Annotated in this window: 19 protein-coding genes; 5 read left to right on the top strand and 14 right to left on the bottom strand. The window is 26.3% G+C overall.

Annotated features, from left to right (window positions below; all coding sequences use genetic code 11):
• Nucleotides 1–336 precede the first annotated feature (336 nt).
• The 5 genes from HF520_RS05575 to HF520_RS05555 all read right to left on the bottom strand — a co-directional run bounded on the left by HF520_RS05575 (nucleotide 337) and on the right by HF520_RS05555 (nucleotide 8103).
• The gene (locus HF520_RS05575; RefSeq protein ID WP_168573078.1) at nucleotides 337–4656 is read right to left on the bottom strand and encodes a 2-hydroxyacyl-CoA dehydratase; all 4320 of its coding nucleotides are present in this window, start codon (nucleotides 4654–4656) and stop codon (nucleotides 337–339) included.
• A 169-nt stretch (nucleotides 4657–4825) separates the two neighbouring features.
• Nucleotides 4826–5188, bottom strand: a complete 363-nt coding sequence (locus tag HF520_RS05570; protein ID WP_168573077.1) for a DUF1667 domain-containing protein — start codon at nucleotides 5186–5188, stop codon at nucleotides 4826–4828.
• A gap of 178 nt (nucleotides 5189–5366) precedes the next feature.
• Complete coding sequence (gene glpK / locus HF520_RS05565; protein ID WP_168573076.1) at nucleotides 5367–6896, bottom strand: glycerol kinase GlpK; 1530 nt, start codon at nucleotides 6894–6896, stop codon at nucleotides 5367–5369.
• A 310-nt stretch (nucleotides 6897–7206) separates the two neighbouring features.
• Nucleotides 7207–7758, bottom strand: coding sequence for a glycerol-3-phosphate responsive antiterminator (locus HF520_RS05560; protein WP_168573075.1), 552 nt, complete (start codon nucleotides 7756–7758; stop codon nucleotides 7207–7209).
• A 117-nt stretch (nucleotides 7759–7875) separates the two neighbouring features.
• Entirely contained in the window at nucleotides 7876–8103 is a 228-nt protein-coding gene (locus HF520_RS05555) for a YgjV family protein (protein ID WP_168573074.1), read from the bottom strand.
• A gap of 301 nt (nucleotides 8104–8404) precedes the next feature.
• On the opposite strand from HF520_RS05555, the gene HF520_RS05550 reads away from it, so the two are divergent.
• A complete protein-coding gene (locus HF520_RS05550) occupies nucleotides 8405–8956 on the top strand; it encodes a hypothetical protein (protein ID WP_168573073.1) in 552 nt (183 codons plus the stop codon).
• A 46-nt stretch (nucleotides 8957–9002) separates the two neighbouring features.
• On the opposite strand, the gene HF520_RS05545 is transcribed toward HF520_RS05550, so the two are convergent.
• From HF520_RS05545 to HF520_RS05525, 5 genes are all read right to left on the bottom strand, one after another.
• Nucleotides 9003–9587 (bottom strand): 3D domain-containing protein, encoded by a 585-nt coding sequence (locus HF520_RS05545; RefSeq protein WP_168573072.1) that lies wholly within the window; start codon nucleotides 9585–9587, stop codon nucleotides 9003–9005.
• A gap of 237 nt (nucleotides 9588–9824) precedes the next feature.
• Complete coding sequence (locus HF520_RS05540; RefSeq protein WP_168573071.1) at nucleotides 9825–10487, bottom strand: YkgJ family cysteine cluster protein; 663 nt, start codon at nucleotides 10485–10487, stop codon at nucleotides 9825–9827.
• A gap of 167 nt (nucleotides 10488–10654) precedes the next feature.
• Nucleotides 10655–11599 (bottom strand): GH25 family lysozyme, encoded by a 945-nt coding sequence (locus HF520_RS05535; RefSeq protein WP_168573070.1) that lies wholly within the window; start codon nucleotides 11597–11599, stop codon nucleotides 10655–10657.
• 276 nt (nucleotides 11600–11875) lie between these two features.
• The gene (locus HF520_RS05530) at nucleotides 11876–12172 is read right to left on the bottom strand and encodes a YciI family protein (protein ID WP_168573069.1); all 297 of its coding nucleotides are present in this window, start codon (nucleotides 12170–12172) and stop codon (nucleotides 11876–11878) included.
• 104 nt (nucleotides 12173–12276) lie between these two features.
• Entirely contained in the window at nucleotides 12277–12810 is a 534-nt protein-coding gene (locus HF520_RS05525; protein WP_168573068.1) for a hypothetical protein, read from the bottom strand.
• A 139-nt stretch (nucleotides 12811–12949) separates the two neighbouring features.
• On the opposite strand from HF520_RS05525, the gene HF520_RS05520 reads away from it, so the two are divergent.
• Entirely contained in the window at nucleotides 12950–13705 is a 756-nt protein-coding gene (locus tag HF520_RS05520; protein ID WP_168573067.1) for a DUF6873 family GME fold protein, read from the top strand.
• Nucleotides 13706–13817: 112 nt separating this feature from the next.
• On the opposite strand, the gene HF520_RS05515 is transcribed toward HF520_RS05520, so the two are convergent.
• The gene (locus HF520_RS05515; RefSeq protein WP_168573066.1) at nucleotides 13818–14408 is read right to left on the bottom strand and encodes a sugar O-acetyltransferase; all 591 of its coding nucleotides are present in this window, start codon (nucleotides 14406–14408) and stop codon (nucleotides 13818–13820) included.
• Between the two features lie 193 nt (nucleotides 14409–14601).
• On the opposite strand from HF520_RS05515, the gene HF520_RS05510 reads away from it, so the two are divergent.
• Nucleotides 14602–15828, top strand: a complete 1227-nt coding sequence (locus tag HF520_RS05510) for a deoxyguanosinetriphosphate triphosphohydrolase family protein (protein WP_207711032.1) — start codon at nucleotides 14602–14604, stop codon at nucleotides 15826–15828.
• Between the two features lie 106 nt (nucleotides 15829–15934).
• A complete protein-coding gene (locus tag HF520_RS05505; protein WP_168573065.1) occupies nucleotides 15935–16255 on the top strand; it encodes a (2Fe-2S)-binding protein in 321 nt (106 codons plus the stop codon).
• A 202-nt stretch (nucleotides 16256–16457) separates the two neighbouring features.
• Here the strand turns inward: HF520_RS05505 and HF520_RS05500 are convergent, their stop codons facing one another.
• From HF520_RS05500 to HF520_RS05490, 3 genes are all read right to left on the bottom strand, one after another.
• Nucleotides 16458–17699: an IS256 family transposase gene (locus HF520_RS05500; RefSeq protein WP_168572333.1), complete on the bottom strand. Its 1242-nt coding sequence runs from the start codon at nucleotides 17697–17699 to the stop codon at nucleotides 16458–16460.
• A 98-nt stretch (nucleotides 17700–17797) separates the two neighbouring features.
• Nucleotides 17798–19693 carry an endonuclease MutS2 gene (locus HF520_RS05495; protein WP_168573064.1) on the bottom strand — a complete coding sequence of 632 codons (1896 nt, stop codon included), beginning with the start codon at nucleotides 19691–19693 and terminating at the stop codon, nucleotides 17798–17800.
• 214 nt (nucleotides 19694–19907) lie between these two features.
• On the bottom strand, nucleotides 19908–20780 hold the full coding sequence (locus HF520_RS05490; protein WP_168573063.1) for an aldose 1-epimerase family protein: 873 nt from the start codon (nucleotides 20778–20780) through the stop codon (nucleotides 19908–19910).
• A gap of 175 nt (nucleotides 20781–20955) precedes the next feature.
• Here HF520_RS05490 and HF520_RS05485 point away from each other — a divergent pair, with 175 nt between their 5' ends.
• The gene (locus HF520_RS05485; RefSeq protein ID WP_168573062.1) at nucleotides 20956–21258 is read left to right on the top strand and encodes a DUF1540 domain-containing protein; all 303 of its coding nucleotides are present in this window, start codon (nucleotides 20956–20958) and stop codon (nucleotides 21256–21258) included.
• Nucleotides 21259–21328: the final 70 nt, after the last annotated feature.

Here is a 21328-nt window from a genome sequence, read left to right as displayed (position 1 = left end):
ATAAAACTATTATATTCCAAAATTTTCCTTTTCTAAATTGTAGGACACTTTTTAGAAAAATGCAATATATTTTTTCAAACCTGCATTTTAAAAAGGTATTATAATATATCGGAAAACGTTAAAATTATAAAAATGAGTATTTAACTATATATTACTAAAAATATAATTTTATGTTAAAATAATTAAGAAAGTTTTTTGAAAAAAATTTTTTTTTTATTTCATTTTCAATTTTTATATTCATGATTAAAATAAAATAGTATGACATTTATGCATATAAAAAATAGTTTATATATAAAAAATAGGTAGGTTTTATTAAGTTTAAAACCTACCTATTTTTTATATATTTATATTATTAAAATTTACCCCATACTCATTTTTTTTATTAATATCTTTCTCATAATTAATTTCTTCATTTTCTAAAGATTCTAGATTATCGAAGGCTTTTGATAGCATAAGTTTTATTCGATTCAATTGATTAACTTCACTTGCTGACGGATCATAATCAATAGGTATTATATTTACAGACTCATTGATTCTTTTTAATTCTTTTATAGACCCCTTTCCTATAATATGATTAGGTAAGCATCCGAATGGCTGCATGCATATTATGTTATATACTCCCTCATTTATCAATTCAATCATTTCACCTGTAAGTAGCCAGCCTTCCCCAGTTTGATTTCCTAAAGATACAACTGATGATGTATCATAAGCCATTTGTTTTATATGTTCTGGAGAAGAAAATCTTTTACTCTTATCTAACTCTTTTTTATATGTATTTTGATATATATCTATTATTTTTATAAATAATTCTCCTGCTATCCTGTTTTTAAAGTTACCTTCTAAATATTTGTGCTTATAAATTGTATTATATGCACATGTTAAAAAGAAATTAATCAGTTCAGGTACCACAGCTTCTGCACCTTCACTTTCTATAATATCAACTAAATAATTATTTGCTATTGGATGAAATTTAACAAGTATTTCACCAACTAAACCTACCTTTGGTTTTGATATATCAATAATTTCTAAGTTATCAAAATCATAAATTATATTTTTGATATTTTCTTTAAATATTGCCATCTTGCAATTTTTTAGTGAAGATTTACATATATTCATCCATTTATCATAAAGTTTATTAGTACTTCCAGGATATTTTTCGTATGGTCTAACTCTATAAAGCACTTTCATTAATAAATCACCATATATACAAGCCATAAGTACTCGATTAATTAATTTAAGTGTTATTTTATTCTTTATATCCATTCCATCTAGACCATTTATATTTAAGGATATTACAGGTATTTTTTCAAAGCCAGCATCTCTCATAGCTTTTCTCAAAAAACCAATATAATTTGTAGCTCTACATCCCCCACCAGTTTGTGTAATTGCAACTGATGTTGTATTTAAATCATACTCTCCAGATTTTAATGCTTTTACTAATTGCCCTATGGTAATTATAGCTGGAAAACAAGCATCATTATTAACATACTTAAGTCCCTCATCTATTACATCTTTACCTATATCTTTGATGACTTTTATTCGTATATCACTTAAGTTTATAGCTTCTTCTATCAATTCAAAATGAATAGGAGACATTTGTGGAACTAAAATTGTATTTTTTAGTGGGTCTTTTGGACTTCGTTCATATTTTATTTTCTGCTCCGTCGTAGTACTTACACTTATATTATTTAGTTCTCTTTCTTTAATAGCAGCTTTTAAAGATCTAAGTCTTATTTTTACAGCACCTAAATTACTTCCTTCATCTATTTTTACAACAGTATATATCTTATCTTTTTCTGATAATATCTCCTGAACTTGGTCTATTGTAACAGCATCAAGCCCACAACCAAAAGAATTTAATTGAACTAATTCTAGATTATCTGTATTTTTTACTAGCTCAGCAGCTTTATATAACCTAGAATGGTATACCCACTGATCAACTACTCTTATAGGTCTACTTATTTTTGATAAATGGCATATTGAATCTTCCGTTAAGACTGCCATATCTAGAGAGTTTATTAATTCTGGAATACCATGATTTATTTCTGGATCTAGGTGATAAGGTCTACCAGATAAAACTATTCCTTTTAAATTATTATCTATAATGTATTTTAAGGCCTTTTCGCCCTCACTTCTTATATCATTTTTAAATATTTCTTGTTCTTTTTCTGCTAAATCAACAGCTTTAGAAATTTCATCTTTAGATATATTAAAATAAAGATTAAGTTCTTCATATAGTTTTTTCTTTAACTTAGATTTATTGTTTAAAGTTATAAATGGGTTTATATAATTAATATTTTCATCTTTTATTTTTTCAAGATTATTCTTAATTACTTCTGAGTATGAAATTACTACTGGACAATTATAGTGATTATCACTAGTAGTATCTTCTATTTTTTCATATACTACTGATGGATAAAATATATTTTTTACGCCCATTTCTATTAGATTTTCTATATGCCCATGGACCATTTTAGCTGGATAACATACAGTATCTGAAGCTATAGAAGTTATACCTTTTTCATATATTTTCTTTGATGACCTTTTAGATAAAACAACTCTAAAGCCTAAATGATTAAAGAATGTAAACCAAAATGGATAATTTTCATACATATTTAAAGCTCTAGGTATTCCAATTTCACCCCTAGGTGCATCTTCAAGTTTTAAAGGTTTATATTTAAATAATCTGTTATATTTATATTTGAATAAGTTTATATACTCTTTTTGGTTTGAATTATTTTGATTGGTATAAAGAAGCTCCCCTCTTTCGCATCTATTACCAGATACAAATATATCACCATTACCAAATTTACTTATAGTTAATAAGCAATTATTCGAACACCCTTTACATCTATCTATGGTAGAATCAAACTTTATATTTTCAATATTCTCCCTATTAACTAAAGATGTATTATATCCATTTGTATATTCTTCTCTAGATATTAATGCTGCACCAAATGCTCCCATTATCCCACATATACTAGGTCTTGTTACTTTATGGTTTATTAATTTTTCAAAAGCTCTAAGAACTAAATCATTATAAAACGTTCCACCTTGGACTACTATATTATTTCCTAACTCAGATATATTGCGTAGTTTTATAACCTTAAATAATGCATTTTTTATAACAGAATAAGAAAGTCCTGCGGATATATCAGATATACTAGCCCCTTCTTTTTGGGCTTGTTTTACTCTAGAGTTCATAAACACAGTACATTTTGACCCTAAATCTATTGGTTGTTTTGAATAGATACCTTTTTTAGCAAACTCTTCTATATCCATAGATAAAGAATGAGCAAATGTTTCTAAAAAAGAACCACATCCAGCTGAACAAGCTTCATTTAAAATAATACTATCTATAACACCATTTTTTATTTTTAAGCATTTCATGTCTTGTCCACCAATGTCTAAAATAAAATCAACATTTGGGTTAAAATGTTTTGCACCTTTATAGTGAGCTATTGTTTCTATTTCTCCTTTATCAATGTTTAATGCTTTTTTTATTAAACCTTCACCATATCCTGTAACAGTTGAAAATACTATTTTGCTATCATTTGATATCTTAGAATATATATCTTTTAATATACTTATAGTAGATTCTAAAGGTTTACCTTCATTACTTTTATAACAGGTATATAATATATTGCAATCATTATCTATTAATACTGCCTTTGTAGTTGTTGAACCTGCATCTATTCCTAAAAAACAATCACCTTTAAAATTATCTATTGACTTATATGATAAATTATCATTATGACTATTAATAAATTCTTTATATTCTTTTTCATTCTCAAATAAGGGTTCTAATGTTTTTTCATGTGATATAGATTTACTTTTAAAATCACCTATTTTTTCAATTAAATTATTTAAATAAACAGTTTCTTCATTTTGTGATAAAATAGCAGCTCCCATAGCTACATATAATTGAGCATTCTCAGGAAAAATTATATCATCATCTAACTTTAAATTTATCTTAAATGCTTTTCTAAGTTCTGATAGAAAATATAGCGGACCCCCTAAAAATGCAATCTTACCTTTAATTTCTCGTCCACAGGATAAAACACTTACTGTTTGAACTACTACTGAATTAAAAATACTCATTGCTATGTCGCTTTTATTAGCTCCCTCATTAATTAATGGTTGAATATCAGTTTTTGCAAACACACCACATCTTGATGCGATAGGATATATTACATTATAGTTTTTTGCCATTTCATTTAAACCTATTGCATCTGTTTTTAATAGAGATGCCATTTGATCAATAAATGCTCCTGTACCTCCTGCACAAATTCCATTCATCCTTTGGTCTATTCCACCAGTTAAGTATGTTATTTTAGCATCTTCTCCACCTAATTCTATAACAACATCTGTATCAGGATTATAAGTTTCTATAGACTTAGTACTTGCGATGACTTCTTGGACAAATTTTATATCTAGACTCTTTGCTATTTCAATTCCTCCAGAACCGGTCATTAATATACTCGTCTTAATATTTCCTAATGTTTTCTGAACATTATTTAATACATTTTCAACTGATTTTCTTACATCAGAAAAATGCCTTATATATTCTTTGTATATTAGTTCATTATTTTTTAATACAACCACTTTAACAGTAGTTGAACCTACATCTATTCCTATGTTGTAAACTTCGTTCATAGCTACCTCCCCCTAGTAAAAATGATTATATCCTATATAATAGTTATATTCTTATAATTCATAATATAGTAACTTTTCAATTAAATAAAGAGAAATAATGTTAAATATTATCTATCTAATAAATAAAAATAAGAGTATATCTTAGTATAACTAAGACATACTCTTATTTTTATTTACTTATAGCTTCTATAGTTTTCGTGCTTATTATATTTATTCCTGTATTTAGAATATTTTTTACTATTATATCTCCTGAATTAATCGGTGCAGACACACTTACTTTATCTAATTCTTTCATAATGTCAAAAATCATTTCTTTAGGTATGCTATCCTCTGTCTTTACTGGAAGTAATTGCAAATATGAATTTTTAAGTTTTACAGTAGTTGTAATCATTCTTTTTGGGTTAGTCATTTCTTGTATTCCATACTTCTCTCCTCTTTTACATGTATTACCTTTTACTATGAATCCATCTTCATTTTCTGTTATATTTAAATTACATCCCATTGGGCAAACTATACATACTAACTCTTTCATATTTAAACCTCCTAAATTTACATTAAACTTTTTAACATCAAAAAAGCCTCCTATACTATGTATAGAAGGCTCTCTTTTCTCCAGCCAGGTATTTTACGTTTTAATCTTAAACGTTTTCTCTTATACCTTAATTATATATATATTTATTCTAACTGTCATTAATATTGTAAATTTTTTATTAACATTCAGAAGTAGCTAACTCTTCTTCATCTTCCTTAGCCCAATCAAGAGATCTTTTAACTGCTTTTTTCCATCCCTTATATAATTTAACTCTTCTATCATCATCCATATTAGAACTAAATTCTTTGTCCATTACCCAAGAATTTTTAATATCATCTTTATTTTCATAGAATCCTACTGCAAGACCTGCTAAATATGCTGCACCTAGAGCAGTAGTTTCAACAACTTTAGGTCTATTTATATTAGTATTTAATATATCAGCTTGGAATTGCATTAAGAAATCATTTGCACTTGCACCTCCATCAACTTTAAGACCTGCAAGTTTTAATCCTGAATCTTCTTCCATAGCATGAAGTACATCTTTTACTTGATAAGCTATAGATTCAAGAGCAGCACGAACTAAATGTTCTCTATTTGCTCCGCGTGTAAGACCCATTACACAACCTCTTGCATACATATTCCAATGAGGTGCTCCAAGACCTGCAAATGCTGGAACTATATAAACACCATTAGTATCTTTTACACTTTCAGCATAAAATTGACTTTCTTTAGCATTATATAGTACTTTTAACTCATCTCTTAACCATTGTATAACAGCTCCACCTATAAATATACTTCCTTCTAAAGCATATTCTACTTTACCATCAACACCCCAAGCAATAGTAGTTAATAAGCCATTCTTAGATTCTACTAATTTGTCTCCAGTATTCATTAACATAAAGCAACCTGTTCCATAAGTATTTTTTGCACTACCTTCTTCAAAACAAGTTTGACCAAATAACGCAGCTTGTTGGTCTCCTGCTATACCTGCTATTGGAATTTGTGCTCCTGCTAGCATATGCTCATCAGTATATCCGTATACACAACTAGAAGGTTTTACTTCAGGTAGCATACTTTTTGGTATATCTAATAACTCTAGTATTTCATCATCCCATTTTAATTCTTTTATATTATAAAGCATGGTTCTTGAAGCATTAGAATAATCAGTAATATGTACTTTACCTCTAGTTAAGTTCCATATTAACCAAGTATCAACTGTACCAAATAATAATTCACCATTATTAGCTTTCTCTCTTGCTCCTTTAACATTATCAAGTATCCATTTTATTTTTGTTCCGGAGAAATAAGCATCTAATATAAGGCCAGTTTTATCCTTTATCATATCTTTATAGCCATTAGCTTCAATTTCATCACATATTTCAGAAGTTCTTCTACATTGCCATACTATAGCATTGTATATTGGTTTACCAGTATTTTTATCCCAAACTATTGTAGTTTCTCTTTGATTTGTAATACCTATAGCAGCTATTTCATTAGGTGATATAGAGTTTGTTTCTAAAACCTCTCTCATTACTCCACTTTGACTTCCCCATATTTCCATTGCATTATGTTCCACCCATCCTGGATTAGGATAAATCTGTGTAAATTCTTTTTGCGAAGTTGCTACTATATTACCTTGTTTATCAAATAATATTGCTCTTGAACTTGTTGTACCTTGATCTAATGCCATTATGTATTTTTTACTCATACTATTTCCTCCAACTTTATATTATTTTATAAGGTATTAATCCCTCAAATTACTTATTAAATAATTTGAAAATACTTTAATGGTATTACTTTTATTTAGGAAATTTCTAGATTTTATTATTATAATTAGACTTCTTGAATTGATATGAATTACTGATATTAACTATTAATGACTAATGTCCTATAAAATTAACACCAATTAGAATATAACTTAGATAAAACTACCAATTTTAAGTAAATAGTATCAGAAAACATTTTCCGAGTCAATAAAATTAATCGCTATACTATATAGCGATTAATTTTATTATTTATTACCATATCTCATATTTACTTGTTGAAACAGCCATAGCACCGTAAGATAAAACTTTAATTATTTCTTCTTTTTCATCTATTAAGCCACCACAAATTATAGGAATATTGCTAAATTCTTTATTAATTCTTTTTATAACCTTAGGTAATATACCTGGCATTATTTCAATTGCTTGTGGTTTTACTTTTCTTAAACTTTCTATTGCATTTTCAAGAGACATAGAATCTATGAAAAAAAATCGTTGAACTACATTTAAATTTAATTCCACTGCTCTCTTTACAATATTAGCTTTTGTAGTTATGATTCCGTCTATATTTGATTCTTTTTTTAAATAATCTATAATAATTGGATTAGTTGATATACCTGTTATCATATCTATATGAACGAAAACTTTTTTATTATGTTTATGTAATAAATTAACTCTATCTTTAAGGGTTATTATATCACCACTAAGTAAAAAAACTATTTCACAATCAGATTTTATAACTCTATGTATACACTCATCATTTTTAATTGCCCCGATAATAGGGTTTACTTCCAGTAAATCTCTCATCCTAAATTCCCCCTGTATTTATCTCTTGAATATATATTATAATACTTTAATAATTATTTATATAGATTAAAAAAAATATCTATATAGATGGTTATTTAAATATTTTATATATTATAATTAACTATTTTTTCTAATTTTATATATGTTATAAAAATTGATTATAATTATAGCTAAATTAGATAGAGCAACAGGGTATGCTTTTACAGCTAGCCCATAAACTACAAAAGTTATACATCCAAGTGTATTTATTATTCTTAATTTAATTATATCAGTCATTGTAAGTGAGATTACTATTAATATAGAAGCTAAATATCCCACCCACTCTATTGGTTGAATTGAAAACATAATCGTCCTCCTTTATTGAATTAAAATATTATTAATATCTTTCTAATTATTATGTTAAATATTTTTTATTAATATGTATAATATATGTCTAAATCTAAAAGTACTTGGAGAACAACTTCTTTTAAATAAGTATAATGATAATAAATAATGCCTTATAAAACTTTACTACATGTATTATTGATTGATTTAAAGTATTACATGTAAAATTGTTATTAAAAAGTAATTTACTTTATATAATTTATAAGATAAATACATAATATAAATATATAATAAAATACAAATATATAAAAGGAGAAATTTTGTGAATTATAAAAAAAGTTTTTTTATTTATAGACCTAAGTTTAACGAGAAAAAAATAGTAATAAATAACTTATTATTATTACTATTAGATATATTTGTAATTATTTTATTATACACAAAGTATAATACTTCATTTATATACCTATATATATGTATTAGGTTAGTTTATACCATAGTTATATATATTATGAGAACATTTAAATATTTATTTGTTTTTGTTAAACATAGGTTAGATATATTAGTCGTTACAAATAGTGCAGATTTACAAGATGATTTGTATATTGAAAGAAATTTAATTAAGGATATTATAAATAATGCTTCAAAAGAATTATTTTTAGCCTATGAGTTTATTATGTTAAGTATATTATTTGCTTATGTAATTGAAAAATATGCAATGATATTTTCTAACTTTAATATTTTATATACTTTGATTACTCATGTGTTATTTACTATATTTATAATTTGCATATCATATAGAATGGAATTTAAATTTAAAATAATAGAGGAAAGACATAATTTATTAATGTTCTTAGTTTCTGGGGATAAAATATAAACTAGAAGTCATATGGAGAATACACTCTATATGACTTCTAGTTTTTTTATGCTAGTATATATATCTCTATATCTCTTACTCCCCATTCATTACAATGAGCTTCTGTATCCATAAATATATCAATTTTATTACCTTTAATTGCACTTCCTGTATCTTCTGCTATAAATACCTTATCAAACTCAGGTATATAAACTTTTGTACCATAAGGTATAACTTCAGGGTCAACTGCTATAGTTCCCCATTTTGGAGTTGTTCCAGTTGAAGTTATTGTATCTCCTGCATAAGCTGTTGCTTTTACATTCATCTTTGTATATTCTACACTTGTTTCCTTACTTGAGCCTTCACTAACATACTTTGAATGAACATATCCAACTTTATCATTATGAACAACTTTCACCCAATCTTCTTCATAAGATACTATATTAACATCTTCATTTTTATCTAATGTATAATGTACTTTTGAATCTAAATTGGCTTCTTCTCTAAAGTTTACTGTATTTGCATTTATATATCCATTTTCTGTATTTTCCATGTTAATTGTTGTATTTTCAGTTGCATATGAATTTATATTTACTATAGGTGTAAACAATATGGCTAGTGTAGTTGCTGTCATTATAAGTCTTCTTTTCATTAAATACCTCCAATGTCAAATCTCAATAATGTCAGATTTTAATTTTGTTACTTTTTTGTAACCTTTTTTAGTATTATACACTAGGCCTTACACTTTTTACATAGCTTTTGCTTAATTACTTATAATTGCTTGTTTTGTTAAATTTTATATAGTTAATCTATTGAAAAACAAAATGACTACTTCTAAAAGTAAGTAGTCATTTTTTGATTTATAATATAAACTTCTTAAACAAATACATTAGATAATTCCCAATCTATTTTTTACTTCAGGTAAGCATTTCATAAATTCATTATAAAAATCGCCTTCGATTTTGATACGATAGAAATTATCTAAGATAATTTTATTAACTTCTTCAATTTCTTTTTCATCTCTCATAAACTTTAAACGAAAAGTTAGAGCTTTAATAAATTTATGCCACTCTAGTATAAACTTTTTATTTTCATAATAATTTTTAATTCCAAGCCAATCTCTAACTTTAACATCTTTCAAATTATCTTTTGGACAGTTTTCTATTTGTAAGAAATATTTAAAATCATCATTTTTGTATACTCTACCAAGAGGAAACATACGACAAATATTTGGTCGTTTAGAATGTATCATGCATCTTCCTTCTTTATTTAAAAAACTACAGTATTTATTTTTATCCTGCATTTTCAAATAAGGTAACAAAATTTTATTGTCTTCTCTAAGTTGAATTTTATCACCTACTAATTCATCAAAATCTACACCTAAGTAACTTGTTATTTCATAGACATCAAAAGGTGTAAGCATCACTAAATCTCCTACATCATGACAGCAGTCACTACATCCATCACAACCACATGTGTCTGCTTTTACCATATCTTCAATATCATATAGTTTTCCATCTGAAATTTCATCTAGTATATTTATAGATCTCATTTATTTTTATCTTCACTCCTTGTTGCTAATTAATCAACATAATTATCATAAGTATTTTGATTATACTATTTTTAATTCTTAACTTATTCAAATTTATTATAACATAAAATAAAAATCTACTAACCTAAAAATATAACTACTTAGTATATAGATGATAAATTTATAGTTTAAGCCTTAATTAATCTACCAGACTTTAATTTATTTAATAGCTCTATATTTTGTGTTGCTGTTCCTGAATAGTCACTTATTCCATTTTTTACAGCTATCTTTTTTCTGTTATTAAAAGAACTATCAACACCAATAGATTTTAAAGCTTCAACTATTGAATTATAGCTTGAGCTACAAGCTGGATAATAATTTCCTAATATTTCATTTACTTTTTCTTGAACAGCTCTATAATCATATCCTGCTTTAGTAAGTCTTGTTTTTCTTTCTTCTCCATTACCCCATTGACCATCAATTACTTCTTTTGCTAATTCTTCAATTGTTTTTCTACCTGTATTCTGGTCTTTATTTTCATTAATTAAATCTCTATACATTATATTCATATCAACATGCCCTGATATTCCTGACAATACACCTGTTGAAGAATATTGAAGCATATCATATTGACCTTCATATTCATCTTCTGGTACTCCATAATGTGCAATCCATGTTGTGTATCTTTCTTTTATCGTATTTTTATTAAGCAAATTTGTGTACCAATCAAGATTTGCATAAACACCTGCAGAATATCCTGTATTTTCTATTACAGTATTAAATGTAATACAAATATTAGTTAATTTCACTTTACCTAAGCTCTCGATAGAACTATCTTCCATATCAATATAAATAGGTAAATCAATATTTTTATCTTTCAATTGCTCTACAGCCCACTCAGCGCCACTTTTAGCTGCTTCCTCTGAATTGCAATAATTATACACATATATACCTATTGGAATACCAATACTTTTACAGGAATTATAATATTCTTCAAACATTGTGTCTAATGTATGATTGTTATTATTTCCTATCCAACCTAACCTCAATATAGCAAAATCAATATTTTCTTTTACTTTACTCCAATAAATATTTCCTTGATAGTGACTTACATCAATACCTTTATAACTCATTTTCTTTTACCCCCTATTCTACTTCTACATAAGGAAACTTTCGTATCCCAGTTAATAAAAGTTATAGTGCGAGAAGCTGATAATATAATTTGCACATAGTATATATTATGTTTTATTACTAATTTGTTATATCATCTTTAGAGTATATTTATTAAAACATATTCTAAATTAAAGGAGTATTTAAGAGTTATAATATAAATAATTTTAATCTATTTCAAAATAAAAAAATGACTACTGCTAAAAATAAGTAGTCATTTTTATTCTATAATATAAATATTATTTATTAAACCATTTATTAGGTGACTCATTAAAGTAATGAGGTGAAAATTCCGTAACATTGTAATCTTGAATACCATAAACTTTAAATGGCTCATTAGATAAATAGTCATCTATCTTTTCAATGGAGTCCGCTTTCATAATAAATAATCCACCGCTCATATCCTCTTTAAGTCCAGACATTAATATTAAGCCTTTATCCATTGCTTTTTGAGTATAATTCATATGTTCTTTCATCTTATTCTCATCCATTAAGTCTGCATTTTTTATTATACCCTCAATAATAAAATATTTCATTTCACTATACTCCTTAAATAATATATATAATAAACTAATAATATGTATTACCAGTTTTATTTTAATTTGGAATTATATATACCCTTATTAAGTTATTCTAAACTCTATGCAGTAAATCTATTTACTAATGCTCTTATAGTTTCTTCTAAATCACCACAGTCATCTACTTCTATTATTCTAGGCATAGATAACTCTCCTCCATGCTCAAAATTAACAACAGATATAACTATTTCATTATCTTCAAAATCTAATAGCAATCCAACTAAATGATTTAAGTCTAGATTAAGATCTCCTATATCTTTTATAGATGATTCTTCATAAATATCATCAACATAATTTTTAAGGCTTTTAGTTTCTCCATCTATAAACTCAACACTTTCTAAATTTTCATCAGTTCTTCCTATAACAAAATGTAGAGCATACTCTTCGTTTAATAGTAGACTTTCATAATCATGGGCATTTTCTAATTCTTCATAATCTTCATCAAAAGTTACAACATCCATATAATCCTTATCTATTAGACATATTCTAGATACATAATTAGGAAAATCCGAAAGTAACTCTTCATAGTTATCATTATAGTAATTTATAAAGTTAATTAATTTAAATTCTTCAGGATTTATTCTTATTGCTTCCATATTTAATTCCTCTCTTTGATGCAAAGTTAATTATTGTCTGTAGATATTATAATATATCATATATTGTAATATTTTTGTAGTTAAGCTTTTATATATTTCATATAATAGTTATGTAATCTTAAGAATAAGGAGAGTTAGAATGGAATTTGTAAAAGAATCTTTTATTGTAAATGGAAATTTATCTTTAGCATTATTAGATAAGAGAATCACTAATAAAATGGAAAAGTCATTAAGTGAAAGAAATATAGAAGTTATAAAAACACCTGTATGTAATGAAACTTATGAAGCTATTACACATCATCCTGATATAACGGTTTGCAAGTTAAATGATAATAATATTGTAGTAGCACCTAATGTATATGAGTATTACTATAATAATTTACAACCCTTAGGATTTAATGTTATAAAGGGAGAATCTTTTATTGAGTATAACTACCCTAATAATATACAGTATAACGTTGCTATATTTGGAAATTATGCTATACATAACTTTAACTATACTGATAAAAAAATATTAGAATACTTAGATAAGAACAATATAAAAAAAATACATGTAAAGCAAGGTTACTGTAAGTGCTCAATATGTATAGTTGATGAAAGCTCTATAATAACTTCAGATGAAGGGATTTATAAAGAAGCTATTAAAAATGAATTAAACTGCCTTTTAATAGAAAAAGGACATATAAACTTATTTGATCTTAATTACGGTTTTATTGGTGGATGTAGTGGACTAATTTCTAATGATACTCTAGCATTCTTTGGTGATATAAGCAATCATCCTAGCTATAATGAGATAGTTGACTTTGTAAGTAGTAGAAATAAAAATATTATCTCTTTGAGTAATGAAGAGTTATTAGATTTAGGTTCTATAATTCCTCTATGTATTAATGATTAATAAGATAGTATTTTCTAAAATGAGCCGATAATCATAAAAGTATTTTGTATATTTTTGATTATCGGCTCTATATCTAAATGTTTTGCTATTTAATTTCTAAACCTCCCAAACTTTAGAAATTTAGCGATGGTTTTATTAAATCTTCATCAGTAATAGGACGTACAACACGACAGGGGTTTCCTACTGCTATAACATTAGCTGGAATATCTTTGGTTACTAGACTTTTTGCACCAATAACACTTCCCTCTCCAATAGTTACTCCAGGAAGAATAGTAACATCTCCACCAATCCAAACATTATCTTTTATTGTGATAGGTTTTGCCATTTCTAATCCTTGATTTCTTTCCTTGGCTACAATAGGATGAATTGCAGTATACATTCCGCAGTTAGGACCAATAAAACAATGTTTCCCTATTGTAATTGGTGCACAGTCCATTAAGTAGGTATTATGGTTAATAAAGGTTTCATTTCCAATAAAGCAGTTATATCCATAATCTGTATAAAAAGGAGATAGAATCGTTATATTTTCTCCTTTATGTGGTAAAAGTTGTTTTAATATCTCTTCTTTTTTTGCAGCATCCTTTGGATTGGTCTGGTTGAAATAAAAATATAGTTCTTCAGCATTAGCTCTTTCCTCTAACAATTCTGTATCATAATTAGCATCATACCAAAGTCCTTTCTCTAATTTTTCACGTTCTGTCATATTATAAAAGCCCCTTTCAATTCAAGTAATTATATATATACCAGTTTATTACAACAGTTATTGTAATCATTATATTTGTTAAAATCAATAAATATTAAAAATGGTATTTTAGATTTTCTCATACATATATTATTACTATTATAATCTTATTAATTATGATGATATTTTAATTATCATTATATGGGGAGGTAATATGGAGAATATGAAATTTAAAGAGTTTGCTATATTTGAAGGTAATAGTAAATATAATGAATGCATTAATAGAAATGAATCAATATACAAACGAACTAATGATATTAGAAGTGAGTTCTACAGAGATTATAATAGAATACTTCACTCTAATGCTTATAGAAGATTAAAACATAAGACTCAAGTTTTCTTTGCTACTAATAATGACCATATCTGTACTAGAATGGAACATGTAAATCATGTATTATCAGTAAGTTATTCTATAGCTAAGTATTTAGGGCTAAACACAGAACTTACTATGGCAATTTCTATAGGTCATGATATTGGACATGCTCCATTTGGTCATGATGGAGAAAGAGTTTTAAATAACTTTACTAATGATAAGTTAAAAACTAGGTTTTGGCATGAGAAAAATAGTCTAAGATTTGCTGATTTTATAGAAACATTACCTACTCAGACTGATGAGGAGATTAATTTAAATTTAACTTATGCTGTTAGAGATGGTATAATCTGTCATTGTGGAGAGGTTAAGTCTAAGCCTCTTTTTCCTAGAAATGATAAAATAGATTTAGACCTTATGTCTAAGCCAGGTCAACTTCCGCCTTATACATGGGAAGGATGTGTAGTTAAGATTTCAGATAAAATTTCTTATCTTGGAAGAGATATAGAAGACGCTTTAAGATTAAAGATACTAAATCAAAGTCAAATTAATGAACTAAATAATATAACAAAAAAGTTTAATATTCCAAACTTCGATAAGATTAATAATACTGTTATTTTACATAACTTGATTACAAATTTATGCGAAAATAGTAGTTTAGAAAATGGTATAATGTTATCTCCTGATTACTCAGAGTTTATGGATAGTATTAAAACTTTTTGTTATAAAAATATATATTACCACAATAGACTTGGCAATTTTCAAAAGTACGTTGAATTAGTTTTAAATACTATATTAGAAACATTAGAGTCTATGTATGATAAAGATAATACCTTACAAAGGCTTGTAGAACATTCTGAAATTTATCCTCTTTTATGTGATAGTTTTGCTAAGTGGCTTATTAAGTATACTTCAAATTATAAAGATAACCCAAGGGGTAAAAAATATAAAAACAGAAAAATATATAATATATCTAATAAAGATGAGTATTATAAAGCAATGGTAGATTATGTTTCTTCTATGACCGATCCATTTGCTATCAAAATATTCAATGAATTGTTGCAATTCTAAATTTTTTTACATAATTTATAAAAATGTTTAAGTTTATATTGATTGGGTATTATTTTTATAGTAATATAATAAAGACAATATATGGAAGAAATAGGAGAATAGAATTATGGCTGCAGATAAAATAATATGTCATTGTAAACAAGTTAGTTATTTAGATATTAGAAAGGCAATGATCAAGGGTGCTCGTACTCTTGATGAGATAAAAGAAATGACTGGTGCTGCTACAGGATGTGGTAGATGTGCTGGTGAAGTAGAAAAAATATTAGCTTCAGTATGTGGATGTAAAGGTGTATCTTTAGAAACAGTTGTAAATGCTGTAAATAATGGAGCTAACACTACTGATGCAGTAGCTGAGGAAACTGGTGCTGGATCTTGTTGTGGAAGATGTAAAGTATTAGTTGAAAACGTAATAGAATTAAAGAGATAATTAAAAAGCTGTAGTTATTTAACTAGAGAATGTCTATAGATTTGTGTAAATAAGATTTTTTATAATTTATATTACTGGAAATTTCAAATTCCAGTAATATTTTTTTATTTTTGAGAAATACTAATACTGGAATTCTTTACACAATTATTATGTGTTTAATTTAGTTATTTATACACTAAATTTTCCATAATTTTAAAAAAATTTATATTGTGTAAGAGTTAGGTATCCTTTCTCCAAACATAATTGTAAGCTGTCCTAAAGTAGACGCCCAATTTTGGTTTGGAGAGGTCCATTTCTCCATAATTTTCATGGTAGATAAATATAGTGATTTTCTTAGTGACTCATCTGTTGGAAATACAGTTCTTACCTTAGTATATTTTCTTAACTGTCTATTAAATCCCTCAAGAGCATTTGTAGTATAAATAATTCTTCTAATTTCATGTGGATATTCAAAATACGTATTCAGATTACTCCAGTTATTGTACCATGAATCTATTACAACAGAATATTTTGAATACCATTTCTCCTTAAGAATATCTAAATTTTTAAGTGCTGTTTCTTCGTTAAATGCCCTATAAACACTTTTTAAATCTTTCATAAACTCTCTCTGATCTTTTGATGCTATATATTTAAGAGAGTTTCTAATTTGATGAACTATACAAGTTTGAATACTTACATCTGGATATACAGTTTTAATTGCTTCAGGTAGACCTTTTAAACCATCCATACATGCAATTAAAATATCATCTACGCCTCTATTTTTCAAATCATTACAAACTGATAGCCAAAATTTTGCGCCTTCTGATTCACCAATCCAAATACCTAATATATCTTTTTTTCCTTTCATATCTAAAGCCATACATATATATGCTGCCTTTGAAACTATTTTATTATCATCTCTTACTTTAAAATGCATAGCATCCATATATACGATTGGGTATATTTCATCAAGTTCTCTGCTTTGCCATTCGGCGGCAGCCTCTACAACCTTATCTGTTATCTTAGATATCATTGCAGGAGACACATCAATGCCATATAGTTCTTCCATTTCAGATTGGATATCTCTTACACTCATACCACAGGCATAAAGACCTATTATTTTTTTATCTAGTTCATTACATACAGTTTCATACTTTTTAACAACCTTCGGTTCAAATTGTGCTTTTCTATCTCTTGGTATATCTAGGCCAACTTCACCAAAACTACTTTCAATAGTCTTAGAACTATATCCATTCCTATAGTTTGGATTAGCTTCATTACTTCTTTCATGCCTTTCTCTTCCCAGATGTTCTTCCATTTCTGCTTCTAGCAATTGTTGGATAATATCTTTGAACAGCTTTTGCATTAATCCATTTTTACCAACTACATCTTCCATGGTTTTACATTTTCTTACTTCAGCTTGGTAGTCTAAATCTGGAATAATTATTTCTCTTTGATCTTTCATTTCTTTACCTCCAAAAGTTTAATATGAATATTATTCCAAACTTACCAATTTTACATTCAAAAAAGACTGTAGGTAAGTTTGTATTTACACAAAACTACCTACAGTCCCTTTATTTTTTGTATTTTCTTTAAAGCCTTTTTAGATCCTCTAGCTATATCTTTTTCTAGCTTTCTATCCTTATAGCTTGTAAATAAACTATTTAAATCGTAATCAGCTGGATATAGATCTTTTGCCTTTAAATATGGATTTACTCTTTTTATATTAACTTCTATGAAATCATTTTTATATAATACCTTTATATTATTGTATTTATCCATTTCTTCATAAACAATTCCATAGTCATCATAATCTAGTAACTTAACTTTATCGCCCTTTTCATAAAGATTATAATATTCTTTATTTTCAACAACAGTTTCCACTTTTTTATTAATTTTATTTCTATCTAATAAATCAAAGTTATAACTTTTATCATTTATATAATCCTTTGATTTAAGTAGTACCTTTTCACTTATACCCATTTTTTTAGAAATAAATAAAGCATTACTATTTTCAGATTTACCTATAGTAAGTTTATATAATGGTTCAAGTGTATCTTTATCAAACATCATCCCTGCATTTTCAAATTCAGGATGAAGAAGTGCAAACTTTTTAATTTCTCCATAATGAGTAGATGCTACAGTTATACATCCTTTTAAATATAGTTCTTCTAATATAGCAATTGCAAGTCCAGCACCTTCATTAGGTTCTGTACCTGAGCAAATTTCATCAAATAATATAAGTGTTGAGTTATTTGATTTATTCATAATATTAGCGATATTCTTTATGTGTGAAGAAAATGTACTAAGAGCATTTTCAATACTTTGATTATCTCCTATATCAACAAATATATTATCAAATATACTAATTTCACTTTCTTCATTACATGGAATATCAAAACCACATTGAGTCATAAGTGTAAGTATTCCTACAACCTTTAATGCTACTGTCTTTCCACCAGCATTAGGACCTGTTATAATTAAACTTCTATAGTTCTTACCTATTATAAATTTTAGAGGTACTACATTACCTTTTAACAATGGATGTTTACCATTAACTATATTTATATATCCATTATTATTTATCTTAGGAGTTATACAGTTATTATTTAGGCTATATTTTGCCTTAGCAAAAACCATATCATACTCCCCTATTACTTCTATATTCAATTTAATATTTGAAATTTTTTCAGAAATAAGTTCAGATAAGTAAGATAGTATCTTATATTCTTCAGCTATCTCTTCACTTTTTAAAGATATTAATTCCATACTGTACTTTGATACACTACTTGGCTCTATAAATACCGTTTGACCTTTTGATGATGTATCTAAAACAACTCCGTCAACTTCATTTTTATAAGATGCTTTTATAGGAATTACATATCTTTCATCTCTTTTACTTATTATAAATTCTTGAATATACTTCTTATTATTACTAGAAGTTAAAAACTTATTTAGCCTTTCTTTTACTCTACCTTCTGCAATATCTATACTTCTTCTTATTTTTTTCAATTCTTTACTAGCACAAGAATCAACCTTATTATTTTTGATGCAATAATTTATTTCTTCTTCTATATTTAAGCATTCTGTAATATTAAGTGAGTATGAACTTAAAGTAGGTGAATAAAATTCTTTATCAGCCATAAATTTTTTTATTTTTCTACAACCCCTTAGAAAGTCTTCCATTTTAATAAGTTCATTTGGTTCTAATATCATACCTTTTTCAACCTTATCAATTATAGGCGAAATATTAAATAGACCTTCAAGTGGTATATAGTTACTATTTTCTATAATTCTTCTAGCTTCAATGTTTTCATTTAGCTTTCTTCTTAATATACTTAAGTTACTACTTGGATTTATTTTATCTATTAATTCTTTTCCAAGAGAACTTACGCAATGCACTTTTATTAATTCTTTTACTTCATTAAGTTGTAATTTTTCAATTGTTTCTATATTCATTTTTATTAATCTCCTATATTTATCAGTTATTTTTTTAAGAATAAATAATGACTTCCTGATAAATAAGGTCTAATCGTTTATAGTAAACTCCTTATTTATCAAGAAGTCTTACTACACTCTCACTATATTTAAATTTTTTCAAAAAATTCTCTCCTATCTTTATAAAATTGTTTGATTTATTATATCATAATCAATATGCCTATACAATGATTGGTTAATATACAGTTATTGTATAAGACGCTTTAAAAGACTTACCTACACTTAACTTATTTATATATGATTTATTCTTATATACATTATCAGAATTTATATTATCACAAAGCCCATACCAAGGTTCTATACATATGAATGGTGCTATTGTATTATCTTCACTATAATAAGGACTCCAAATCCCAACTAGAGGAAACTTACTAAATTCAACATTAATTTCTTCTTTATCTTCATTATTAAAAATAGATATAGAATCAATATCTGTATATATTAATGCATCATTAATAAATAACTCAGGACTTAATTGTAACTTATCTAAATTTTCAACTTCAAAAGATTCATCGTGAAATGGACCATTTAGATTTATTTTATTTACTTTATCCTTACAATTAAATTTAAGATAATAATCATTAATAGATTTATGTTTAGATGTAGGGATATTAAATGCAGGATGAGCTCCTATTGAAAAATAAATATCTCTACTATCAGTATTTTCAACTGTCCAATCTATTCTAATACTATTATCTATTAAAGTATATTTTATGCTTAAATTAAAATCATATGGATAAAACTTTTTAGTATTATCATTTGAAGTTAATAAATAAACTACATAATCATTACTTGTTTCTATCACTTTAAAATCCATATCTCTTGCAAACCCATGTTGACCCATAGAATATGTATTATCCTCGATTATAGTTTTGTTCTCTTTTAATCTTCCTACTATAGGAAATAGTATAGGTGAACGTCTTCCCCAGTATTTTTCATCACCACACCATAATATATCTTTATTATTTTTCTTAGAATATATTCTAGTAAGCTCTGCTCCAAAACTTTTAGATTCAACTATTAAATTATCATTTTGTAATATATTCATAATACCCTCCCTAAAAATATCTTATGTATATATTAATATATACTTCTAAAATTTAATAGTTATATTAAGGAAAAGTATTTATATTAATGAAAAATTTAGAAATTAATTGTAATAAAAAATCTTTGTTTTACCAATAATAAAAAATATATATTAAAATTTATGGAGGTAAACAATTATGACTTTGAATTGTGCTGCTCATAACTGTGCTTATAATACATCTGGTACATGTTATGCTGGAGGTATACAAGTATCTGGAGTTAATGCAAAAACTACAGCGAACACAAAATGTTCTACATTTGTACCTAAAGATTCTAATGGAAGTTTTTCAAATAATATTAGCAATAATTTTACTACATCTAGTGATATAGATTGTAAAGCTAGAAGATGCTCATATAATAGTAACTGCACTTGTACTGCTCCTAGTGTTCAAATTAATTTAGAAAATGCAACTTGTGAAACTTTTATCTGTGGCGAATAAATATAAAAAAGACTAAGGTTAAAGAATTACCTTAGTCTTTTTTTATTATTTAAATATTCCTATATGTTTA

Source organism: Romboutsia sp. CE17 (genome assembly GCF_012317385.1).
GTDB lineage: Bacteria > Bacillota > Clostridia > Peptostreptococcales > Peptostreptococcaceae > Romboutsia_E.
The sequence above is the reverse complement of the archived record's forward strand: the minus strand, read 5'-3'. Positions and strand labels throughout refer to the sequence as shown.